Source organism: Deinococcus roseus, assembly GCF_014646895.1.
In the GTDB taxonomy this organism is placed as follows: domain Bacteria; phylum Deinococcota; class Deinococci; order Deinococcales; family Deinococcaceae; genus Deinococcus_C; species Deinococcus_C roseus.
The window spans coordinates 262,851-273,451 of sequence record NZ_BMOD01000005.1 but is presented as its reverse complement, the minus strand read 5'-3'; the positions used below and the strand labels follow the sequence as shown (position 1 = coordinate 273,451).

The window sequence follows — 10,601 nt, the reverse complement described above, 5'->3', positions numbered from 1 at the left end:
GCTCGGCTTTCTTTTTGTCCCATTTGCGCACCCGGATCGGAGCCAGCGTGATGTTCTGCAGCACCGTCAGGTGCGGGAACAGATTGAACTGCTGGAAGACCATCCCCACTTCCCGCCGGATCTGGTCGATGTTTTTGACATCGTTGTTGAGTAACGTTCCGTCCACGGTGATGGTGCCGCCCTGGTGTTGCTCGAGGTGGTTGATGGTGCGGATGAAGGTGGATTTTCCTGATCCGGAGGGGCCAATGATGACGACGACCTCACCCTGTTTGACGGTGATGGACACGTCCCGGAGGGCGTGGTAAGCGCCGTAATGTTTGTTGACTTTCTCGGCAATGATGATGTCTCTGGCGCTCTGGAGTCTGGCTGGATACTGATAGCTCATGGATTACCTCTTGGACGCATTCAGGCGGGCTTCTACGGCCCTGCTGGCCCGTGCCATCGGGATGGTGAAGCACAGGTAGATCAGGGTGATCCCAATGTAAACTTCTTTGCTGAGACCGATGTAATTGCTGTTGGCGGTGATGCTGTTCGCCACACCGAGCATGTCGGTCAGGCCGATGATGGCCACCAGCGAGGTGTCCTTGAACAGGCTGATGAACTGTCCCACGATGGCTGGAACCACGGCCCTGAGGGCCTGGGGCAGCACAATCAGCAGCATGGTCTGGGTGCCGGTCAGGCCCATGGCACGGGCGGCTTCATCCTGGCCTCTGGGAACGGCCTGCAGGCCGCCACGCAGGTATTCTGCAAGGTAAGCTGCACTGAAGATGGTGAAGGCCACCATGGCCCGCAACACCTTGTCAATGCGCACATCCGGCAAGAACAGAGGCAGGAACAGCTGTGCCATGAACAGAACGGCAATCAGCGGAACTCCACGCACCACTTCAATGAAAACCACGCAGAAGCCCGACACCACGGGCAACTTTGATTTTCTCCCAATGGCAAGCAGGATGCCCAGTGGGAAAGAGGCCACAATGGACACCACGGCCAGCAAAAAGGTCAGCAGCAGGCCGCCCCACAGGTCACTGGTGATGGGGCCGCCTCCGAAGTTGCCTCCAATCAGCAGCAGAAACACCCCAAAGCCAATCACCCATGCGATGGTCCACCCGAGGGTGCTGATGGGATTAAGGCGGCGACCCACAAAGAAAGCGACGGTCAGCACCACCAGCACGGCGGGTAAAAATTTCGCGCTGGGTGCGCTGAATTGCAGCGCACTGTACACCACAGTGATCACCACCAGGGCGATCCAGGTGTTGCGCAGGTCGGGACTCACCCGTTCACGGTTGCTGTTTCCGAGGTGCAGTCCTGCGAGCAGATTGATCAGCATCACACCTGCCCAGACCCGCCACAGGCTTTCCTGCGGGTAAGGTCCCACCATCAGCAGTCGAAAGTTTGCGGGAATCACGTCCCATCTGGCCTCAGTCAAAGCCCAGTTCAGGGCATTTTTGGCCACAAAGAAGATCACCAGCAGGGTGATGATGGTCAGCAGGCTGTTCCAGATGCCATTGAAGAGGTTTTCTTTGACCCAGCGCAGTGGGTCAGGTTTGCTCGGAGCCGGGGTGGGCATTTCGGTGGCGCTTTTCATGGGTCACCTCGCTCCCTGGATGTTGAAACTGCGGTTGTACAGGTTGATCAGGAAGGAGATGATCAGGCTGATGGTCAGGTAGACCAGCAAAATGATGGTCATGGCCTGCAGGTTGTTGCCCGACTGGTTGCCTGCCGTGCTGGCCACGTTGAACACATCAGGATAGGCAATGGCAACCGCCAGTGAAGAATTTTTGATCAGGTTCAGGTACTGGTTGCCCATGGGGGGAATCAGGATCCTGAGGGCCTGCGGAACGATGACCAGTTGCAAAGTCTGCCCATAATTTAGCCCGAGGCTGCGTGCGGCTTCCCACTGGCCTTTGTCTATGGCCTGAATGGCCCCACGCACAATCTCACCCGTAAAAGCCGAGGTGTAGAGCACCAGGGCCACCAGCAGTGCTGTGAATTCCGCACTGAGGGTGCTGCCTCCCGTGACCCTGAAGTTTCCGAGCACCGGATGGTCGATCCCGAAAGGTTTCAAAATGGTCCAGCCTGCAATGGCCACAACCAGTGGAAGCAGAAAGCCGATCAGGTTGTTCTTGATGGCTCTGGTGAGAAAAACACTGCCCACCACACTGGCAATGAGCAGCAACACATAAGTCCAGCTGTTTCCGTTGGGAATGAGACCTGGAATGGTCATGCCTGCATTGCTGAGGTAAAACCACCCATCAATGTTGTAGCCCTGTTTGGCTGCAGGCAGTTGCAGCACCACAGCGATGTAAAAGAAAAAGATTTGCACCAGCAGAGGGGTGTTGCGAAAGAACTCCACATAAAAAAAGGCCAGACGGTTGACCAGCCAGTTGCTGGACAGTCTGGAGATGCCAATCATGAAGCCCAGAAATGTGGCCAGCACAATTCCGGTCAGTCCAACACGCAGGGTGTTGACGATGCCGACCCAGAAAGCTTTCAGGTAACTTTCTGCAGGGTCAAAAAGAGGGCCTTCAGAAATCTGGAAGCCTGCAGAGCCGGTCAGGAAAGAGAAGCTGAAGCTGAGGTTCTGTTTCTCCAGGCTGTGGAGCATGTTGAGGCCGAGCCACACCAGAGCACCCACCACCAGCACCAGAAAAATGACCTGCAGCAGGATGCTGATGTAACGGGTGTCCCGGTAAAAGGGGATTTTTTCCATGTGACCTCCAGAATGAGGCATCTGGGGATGCCTGCCTGAGCAGGTGTGAGCAGCACGTGCCAGCGGGCATTAATGTGATGGGGCGCAAAATTGCGCCCCGTGGATGTCTGCGTTTTGAGGTTTAACGGAAAGGAACGCCGTACATCAGGCCGCCCTGGGTGTAGAGCTTGTTGAGGCCTCTGGGGATGTTCAGTTTGGTTTTCTTGCCGAGGTTGCGTTCGTAGATCTCGCCGTAGTTGCCCACAGCCTTGATCACTTCAACAGCGAAGTCGTTGGACAGTCCGAAGCCCTTGGCTCCGTTGTTTTCCAGCCCCAGGAAACGGCGGATGTTGGGATCGGTGCTGGTCTTGAAGCTGTCGATGTTCTTCTGGGTGATCTTGAACTCTTCGGCGTTGAGGGTGGCGTAAACCACCCAGGAAATCACGTCTCTCCACTGGCTGTCGCCCTGGGCCACGAAGGGGGTGAGGGGTTCTTTGGAGATGGTTTCAGGAAGGATGCGGTAATCGCTGGGATCTTTGGCGGCGGCCCGTCTGGAGGCCAGACCGGAAGCGTCGGTGGTCACGGCGTCACAGCGGCCCTGATCGAAGGCGGCCATCACCTTGTCAAAGTCCTGGAAGGTGAGCAGTTTGAACTGCTTTTTCTTCAGACGGAAGTAATCGGTGATGTTCTGCTCGGTGGTGGTGCCCTGGTTGGTGCAGATGGTGGCTCCGTCCAGATCGGTGATCTTCTTCACGGGGCTCTTGGACATCACCATCACGGCCTGACCGTCGTAGAAGGTCACGGGCCCGAAGTCCATGCCGACCTCACCGTCGCGGGAAGAGGTGTAGGTGGTGTTTCTGAAGACCACATCCACTTCACCGCTCTGGGCGGCAGTGAAGCGCACAGCAGCCGTCAGGGGAACGTACTGCACTTTGCTGGGGTCGCCAAAGACAGCAGCAGACACAGCTTTACAGAAGTCCACATCGAAACCAGAGTATTTGCCGTTGGAGTCGAGAAAGCCGAAACCGGGCAGTTTGTCGTTCACACCGCAAACGAGCTTGCCACGCTTTTTGACGGTGTCGAGTTTGTCGGCCTGAGCGCTGGACAACAGACCCAGCAGGCTGAGGGTGACTAGGGTAAAGGTTCTTTTGCGCATGGTCTTCCTCCTCGGGTGCTACAAATCTTGGGTGCGTACAACTTAGTTGTTTATTCTACAGGTATAGACGTCTTTTTTGGCAACAACAGAAACCGCAAGGGGAGCAAGGGTGAGAAATTCTGCCACCAGAACCAGCAATGACTTGCCAGGTCCTGGCTTTGAACAGGCTGGCGGCAGACCGAAGAGCATCTTGTTGAACCAAAAACACCGTAAGCGATTCCATGAAACACAAAAAACGCTCACCAGTAGATCAAAAAGTCAACGTTAGCGCTTTTTGATGTGGAGCAGTATACCATTCTGGCTTGAGGTGTCAAAATTTTAACACTTCAGGGAAGCCGAGTGTGAATCGAGTCCAAATGGGATCCTGCATCCAGGTGATTTCTGGAAAACAGGAGGCAACAAGAAACAAAAACCAGAACCCTTCAATGCTTTTCAGTCCACCAAAAGCAGATTCTGGTTTCTGCTCGTGAAGAATTCTGGGGCAACTCCTTTTTGCTCAGTTTGCTTTCAGTTGAACATGACACCCTGAGAGAAACATCTTCAAGAGATGGTGAACCATGACGTTAAATGGCCTGCAGGCCAACAGCACCCTCACCCACGCTTTAAACTTGCTTCCTCATCCTGCCTGGGTGCAGGATCGGAATGGCTGTCAGCAATTCAACTCAGCCTGGATGCTGTTTTTTGGAGGAGTCCCGGTCCACTGGACGGAAGTGCTGCATCCCCATGACCGGGAAAAAGCGGCACTGCTGCAGGAAGGTGCCTGGGAGCAAGCTGAGGGTTTTCATATGAAGGTGCGGGCGCAAAGCACCACAGCTGGAGAAAAGACCTGTCAGCTGTCTTTTCAGCCCATTTCTGGCCTGCTGGACACCTGGATGGGTCTGCTGGTGGAACTCGAAACGCCGGTTCCAGAAGCTCCAGAATTTCAGCAGGCCCTGCATGATTTGCGGGTGGGTCTGGCAAGCTCACTGAAACAACAGGACGTGGTGACGGTCATTGTGCGCCAGATGCAGCAGGCTTTTCAGGCTGCAGAATGTCAGTTGCTGTTTTGCGAAAAACAGGGAACGCTATGGCAACTGCGCCAGATCCAGGATGGCACCCTGCGGACCCTGGAGCCAGAGGTGCAACAGGGCTTGCAAGAAGGGAAAATCCTGCTGCAAAAACAAAAATCCCACACCCTTCTGGAGGTCAATGCTCACACCCTGCCAGACCCGCAGACCCTCGAGCCTGCCTTGCTGCTGGTGCCCCTCAGGATGGAAGACCAGTGGGTTGGGGTGATGGAGCTGCATTTCCCAGAGGGATTCCAGATGTCTGAAGAGCGCTATTGCGGACTGGTGATGCACACGGGATACCTGGCGCTGGTGTTGCGCCGCACCCGACTGTTTGAAGCTGAGAAGCGTGCACGCACCTCTTCGGAAGCCGCCCTGAAACACAGCCAGGTGTTGCAACAGTTGACCTCGGCTCTATTTCGCACCGACACCCCGGTGCAGATGATGCAGGAGGTGCTGGACCATGCCCGCATGCCTCTGGGCATCCAGCAGACCGCCCTGTTCCTGATGGATGCCCTGCCCGCAGACCAGAATCCGCACCTTGAACTGGTGGCGTGGCAGGGTCAGGGCTCTGAAGTGGCTTTGATCGGGAAACGCTGCACCCTGGAGGCTGGATCTCCGGCTGTTCGGGCAGCTCGGGAGCGCAAGCCCCTCTATCTGGGCACCCCAGAAGAAGCCCGTGCACTGTTTCCTGGCACCATGCAGCAACCTGCCCACACCCATCTGTCTGCCAAGGTTTATCTTCCTTTGCTGTTGGGTGAGCAATTGCTGGGCGTCTTGCTGGTGGGGTTTGCCGATTCAATGGCTTTTCAGGAAGCCCATCAGGTGTTTCTGGATGGACTGTCCACGCAGGTGGCGCAGGCGGTGGAACGCCTGCGTTACCACGCCAAGGAAAAGCGCCTGATTGAAGAGCGTGAAGAAACCATTGCCCGCCTGAACGCCATTCTGGACAATGCTCCCATTGGCATTGGGATGTTTGATGAAAACAGAAAATTTGAAACGGTGAACCCCCGTCTGGCAGAATACAACCAGTTGGCGGTTCAGGACCAGCTGGGAAAAACCCTGGCAGACCTCTATCCAGGCAGCGCAGACCACCTGATGGCTGCCCAGCATTACGTGCTGCTGAGCGGCAGACCTGTGCTGAACATCGAAGAAACCCGCGCCACCGTGACGGGTCCCGTGCAAAACCACCTGATCAGCTACTTCCCGGTGAAAACCCACGATGGACGCACCCTGGGGGTGGGCACCACCCTGCAGAACATCACCGAACGCAAACAGACCGAGGAAGCCCTCAGGGCCAGCGAGCATTTCCTGAAGCACATCAACGACACGGTGCCTGCACTGGTTTACGTGTTCAGCTTGCGTCAGAACCGCATCACCTACATCAACCCCAGTTTCACCCAGGTGACGGGGTACACCCTGCGGGATTTGCAGCAGATGGGTTCAGATGCCCTGGCCCAGATGATCCACCCGGAAGACCAGCCGATGGCTGTGCAAGAAGCCCAGAAATTGCTGACCATCAAAGATGGAGAGGTCATCAGCACCGAATACCGCACCCGCCACAAAGACGGCCACTGGTTGTGGTTGCATTCCACGCAGGCGGTGTTCGCCCGTGGACCGGATGGCACCCCCTCTTTGCTGCTGGGGGCAGGCCTGGACATCACCGAACGCAAAGAAGCCGAGATGGCTGTGCGTGAAAGCGAACAGCGTTTCCAGATGGTGGCCAATCAGGCCCCGGTGATGGTCTGGATGGGCAGCGATGCTTTTGGAGGAACTTTTTTCAACACCAGCTGGCTGAATTTCAGGGGTCGCACCCTGGAAGAAGAACTGGGAGAAGGCTGGCTGGAAGGCATCCACCCCGAAGACCTTGCCGTGTGTGACAGCGTGTTCCGCGAGGCCCACGACACCGTCAGTGAATTCCAGCTGGAATACCGCCTGAAACGCCATGATGGACAGTACCGCTGGGTGGTGGACCGGGGCATCCCCCGGCTCACCGAAAACGGGGAGTTTCGCGGGTTCATTGGGGCCTGCATTGAGATCCATGACCGCAAAATGGCGGAAACCGTTTTGCAGGACAGCGAGAAACGCTTGCGTGAACTGATGGACGCCCAGAAGCGTTTTATTGCAGATGCCGCTCACGAGCTGAGAACCCCTTTGACAGCCATTCAGGGCAACCTGGACATCCTGATCCGCTACCCCCACATTCCTGAAGACGAGAAAAAAGACATCATTCAGGATGTGCAGCGGGAAGCCACCCGTCTGGGCAGACTGGTCCATGACATGCTGCAACTTGCCCGTGGAGACAGTGGGGCCACCATGCGGGAAGCCGAGGTGGATTTCAGCAAGTTGCTGATGGACACCTGGCGGGAAACCGAAAGGGTCTTCACCTCGCACCGTTTTGTGCTGGAAGAAGTGCAGAAAGTGCACCTGTTTGGAGATGCAGACCGCCTGAAACAGGTGATGCTGATCCTGCTGGAAAATGCCCTCAAATACACGCCCAAAGGAGGTGAGGTTCGGCTTTCTTTGCAGCACCAGGGCACCCACGCCCTGCTGAAAATTGCCGACACCGGCATGGGCATCAGTGAAGAGGATCTGCCCCGGGTCTTTGAGCGTTTTTACCGGGCAGACAAATCCCGCCACCGCAGCCCGGACCCAGGTGGAACAGGTCTGGGTTTGCCGATTGCCCGCTGGATTGTGGAGGCCCATGAGGGGCACATCTGGATTGAAAGCCAGGTGGACCAGGGCACAGAAGTGCATGTGCAACTTCCCATCCGCACCGAGGAGTGAGGGTCTTGAGAGGACATCAACCCGCACAACTGCAAACCAAACTGCAGCCATCAGGATGAACAGTTGGATGCAGGGGATTCCCGTGGCTGAAGGTTTGTTGTTCGATTCAGACGAGAATTTTTTTTGTGATTGAATCAAAAATCAGGGCACATGAGCTAAGTGTAACCTATGTTGCTGATACCACATGATCCAGAGAACCAGATGCTTGCCGCATGGAGAGAATTTCTTTTCCAGAAGGCATTTTTCCAAGCTTCATTTTTTGATTGATCTGATTGATGATCTGCGGTTGCATGCTCCTGGAATTGCGGCCAACTCCAGAAGGCCATTGCCCGTGACCACCAACACCCCACATCCCTGCAAAATCCGTATCATCAAAAGTATGACCCCCTTCAACCGACTTCACCGGGCAATGGCTTTGCTGGGCTGTCTTCTGCTGTCCATGGCCAGTGCAAAAACCCATGTGGAACTGATTCTGGATGCCTCGGGCAGCATGTACAACAAACTCCCGGATGGCCAGAGCCGCATTCAGGCAGCCAAAGATGTGCTGAACAGTTTCATTGGCAGCCTGCCTGAAGACCCAGAACTGAATGTGGGATTGCGGATTTATGGAGCCAAAACCGTTGCTGGTACCCAGGGCAGCTGCGAGGACAGCGAACTGGTGCTTCCCATTGAAGGCCTCAACCGGGCGGCCTTGCAGGAAACCGTGCGCAAGACCACCCCCAAAGGGGCCACCCCCATAGCTTTCTCATTGCTCAAAGCTGCAGAAGATTTCTCCAACGATGCAAGCAAGAAGTTGATCGTGCTGGTGACAGACGGACAGGAGTCCTGCAAAGGTGACCTCAAAGCTGCCCTGGATGCCTTCAAGAAACGGGGCATTGATGTGGATTTGCGCATCGTGGGCATTGACCTGGATGAACGTGCAGTGCAGAGTTTTCAGGGGCTGGGCACCATCGAAAATGCCCGCAGTGCAGGCACACTGGCAGCAGCCCTCGGGCGTGCTGTGGAAACAGTGGCCCGCGCCGAAGACCGCACCTACCCCATCACTGTGCAACTGACCCGTGATGGTCAACCCGATCCCGGAGGCAGTCGGGTCTACCTGACCAACACCGTGGAGCGCACCCGCAAATACGACTTGAGGCCCACCGCTCAGGCTGGGGAATACACCGCGACTGTTCCAGCAGGCAGCTATGAAGCCACAGTGGAAAGCCCCGGGCAGGAGCGGCGGGTTTACTCCGGAATCAATGTGAATGTGGGTGCAGAAAACCGCTTCAGCTTTGAGACCCGCAAGCTGGACAACAAAGTCAAATTGACCCTCGGCAGCACCACGCCTCTGGCAGGCAGCAAGCTGGAAGTGCAGTATTCTGGGGCACCAGAGCTGGGAGAAGGCTGGATTGCCCTCACCACCGAAGATGCTGCAGAAGGAAGCTACCTGAACTGGGAAGCGGCAGAAGGTGCTTCGGGTAAGGTACAGTTCACGGTTCCAGAGGTCATCCAGGCCTACGTTCTGCGCTACCATTTCCCCAACCCGGATGGCAGCCTGCAAACGCTGGGACAGAGTGCCCCCTTCACCCCACGCAAGGCTGAAGTCAGTGTGAAAGTTCCGGCAGAAGTGCTGAGCGGACAGGATTTTGCTGTGGAATGGAAGGGACCGGCCAACGAAGGGGATTACCTGACCGTGGTTCCAGAAAATGCCCCGGAAGGCACGTACACCCAGTACTTCTATGCTGGCCCCAATGCTGAAAACCAGCTGCCCGCACCTGTAGAAGCAGGCACCTTTGAAGTGCGCTACATTTCCGGGCAGGGCAACACGCTGGCCAGTGCCCCCCTGAAAGTCAAACTGGATGCTTACTCGGTTTCAGGGCCATCAGAAGCGGTGGCAGGTTCCCTGATCACCGTGGGCTGGAAAGGGGGAGGGGCAAACGGAGATTACGTGACGGTGGTGCGTGCAGGGGCAGATGATCGGGCTTACACCGATTACGCGTACACCAAAGACAAACCCGACCAGAAAGCAGAATTGAAGACCCCTGTGCAGCCCGGAGAATACGAAATCCGCTACAACACCGAACGCGGCAAGGTGTACGCCAGGGCCAAACTGACCCTGAAAGCAGGCACTTACGGCCTGACCTTCCCTGCAGAGGTGATTGCAGGCAGCAACCTGACCCTCCAGTGGACAGGACCGAACAACCCCGGAGATTACATCACCATTGTTCCCAAATCTGCCCAGGACGGCCAGTACATGAAATACGCCTACACCAGCAGCGGAAACCCTCTGGAGGTGGGCACCCCCGGCACCCCCGGAGATGCAGAAGTGCGTTACATGAGTGAATCGGGCAATGTGGTGCTGTACCGCAAGGCCCTGAAGCTGACGGCGGCCAAGTACGACCTGAAGTTCCCTGCTTCCATGCAGGCCGGAGGTCATGTTTCCATCCAGTGGACGGGGCCGAACAACCCCGGAGATTACATCACCATTGTCCCTAAAAATGCGCAGGACGGACAATACGGCGTTTATGCTTATACCGACCAGAACCCCATTGTTTTGCAACTTCCTCGCACGGCAGGGGAATACGAGATTCGTTATATGAACGATCAGCAGGGAAACATCGTGGTGTTCCGCAAACCGTTCACCCTCACCGCGCCCAGAGCGACCCTGAAAGCACCCGCTTCTGTGAATGCCGGGGCAATGTTCACCCTGAACTGGACCGGTCCAGCAGGAGATGGGGATGCCATTTTCATCGTGAAGAAAGGGGCACCCCAGGACGCCAGAGACTTCGGGTTTGACCTGACCGAGGGCGGGCAGGTGGAGGCTTCTGCCCCTGAAACCCCTGGCACCTACGAAATCCGTTACCTGACAGGTGAAGGTCAGGTGCTGGTCAGCATCCCCCTTATTGTGAAGTAAGAGTTCGGACCAAAACAGGCCCTGCAG

6 protein-coding genes are annotated in these 10,601 nt (G+C 56.2%); 2 read left to right on the top strand and 4 right to left on the bottom strand.

Annotated features, from left to right (window positions below):
- The 4 genes from IEY52_RS09870 to IEY52_RS09855 form a co-directional block, all read right to left on the bottom strand.
- Window positions 1-385: ATP-binding cassette domain-containing protein (locus tag IEY52_RS09870; RefSeq protein ID WP_189002513.1), on the bottom strand; the 385-nt coding region annotated here is incomplete at its 3' end.
- Window positions 386-388: 3 nt separating this feature from the next.
- Complete coding sequence (locus IEY52_RS09865; RefSeq protein ID WP_229684709.1) at window positions 389-1,585, bottom strand: amino acid ABC transporter permease; 1,197 nt, start codon at window positions 1,583-1,585, stop codon at window positions 389-391.
- A 3-nt stretch (window positions 1,586-1,588) separates the two neighbouring features.
- Window positions 1,589-2,710, bottom strand: a complete 1,122-nt coding sequence (locus IEY52_RS09860) for an amino acid ABC transporter permease (protein WP_189002512.1) — start codon at window positions 2,708-2,710, stop codon at window positions 1,589-1,591.
- 121 nt (window positions 2,711-2,831) lie between these two features.
- Entirely contained in the window at window positions 2,832-3,845 is a 1,014-nt protein-coding gene (locus IEY52_RS09855; protein ID WP_189002511.1) for an amino acid ABC transporter substrate-binding protein, read from the bottom strand.
- Window positions 3,846-4,402: 557 nt separating this feature from the next.
- On the opposite strand from IEY52_RS09855, the gene IEY52_RS09850 reads away from it, so the two are divergent.
- Both IEY52_RS09850 and IEY52_RS09845 read left to right on the top strand, forming a co-directional pair.
- The gene (locus tag IEY52_RS09850; RefSeq protein WP_189002510.1) at window positions 4,403-7,678 is read left to right on the top strand and encodes a PAS domain S-box protein; all 3,276 of its coding nucleotides are present in this window, start codon (window positions 4,403-4,405) and stop codon (window positions 7,676-7,678) included.
- A 379-nt stretch (window positions 7,679-8,057) separates the two neighbouring features.
- On the top strand, window positions 8,058-10,574 hold the full coding sequence (locus tag IEY52_RS09845; protein WP_189002509.1) for a vWA domain-containing protein: 2,517 nt from the start codon (window positions 8,058-8,060) through the stop codon (window positions 10,572-10,574).
- The last annotated feature ends 27 nt before the right edge of the window (window positions 10,575-10,601 follow it).

Coding starts and splice junctions, on each gene's coding strand:
- IEY52_RS09850 (WP_189002510.1), top strand. CDS start 4,403: ATGACGTTAAATGGCCTGCAGGCCAACAGCACCCTCACCCACGCTTTA.
- IEY52_RS09860 (WP_189002512.1), bottom strand. CDS start 2,710: ATGGAAAAAATCCCCTTTTACCGGGACACCCGTTACATCAGCATCCTG.
- IEY52_RS09855 (WP_189002511.1), bottom strand. CDS start 3,845: ATGCGCAAAAGAACCTTTACCCTAGTCACCCTCAGCCTGCTGGGTCTG.
- IEY52_RS09865 (WP_229684709.1), bottom strand. CDS start 1,585: ATGAAAAGCGCCACCGAAATGCCCACCCCGGCTCCGAGCAAACCTGAC.
- IEY52_RS09845 (WP_189002509.1), top strand. CDS start 8,058: ATGACCCCCTTCAACCGACTTCACCGGGCAATGGCTTTGCTGGGCTGT.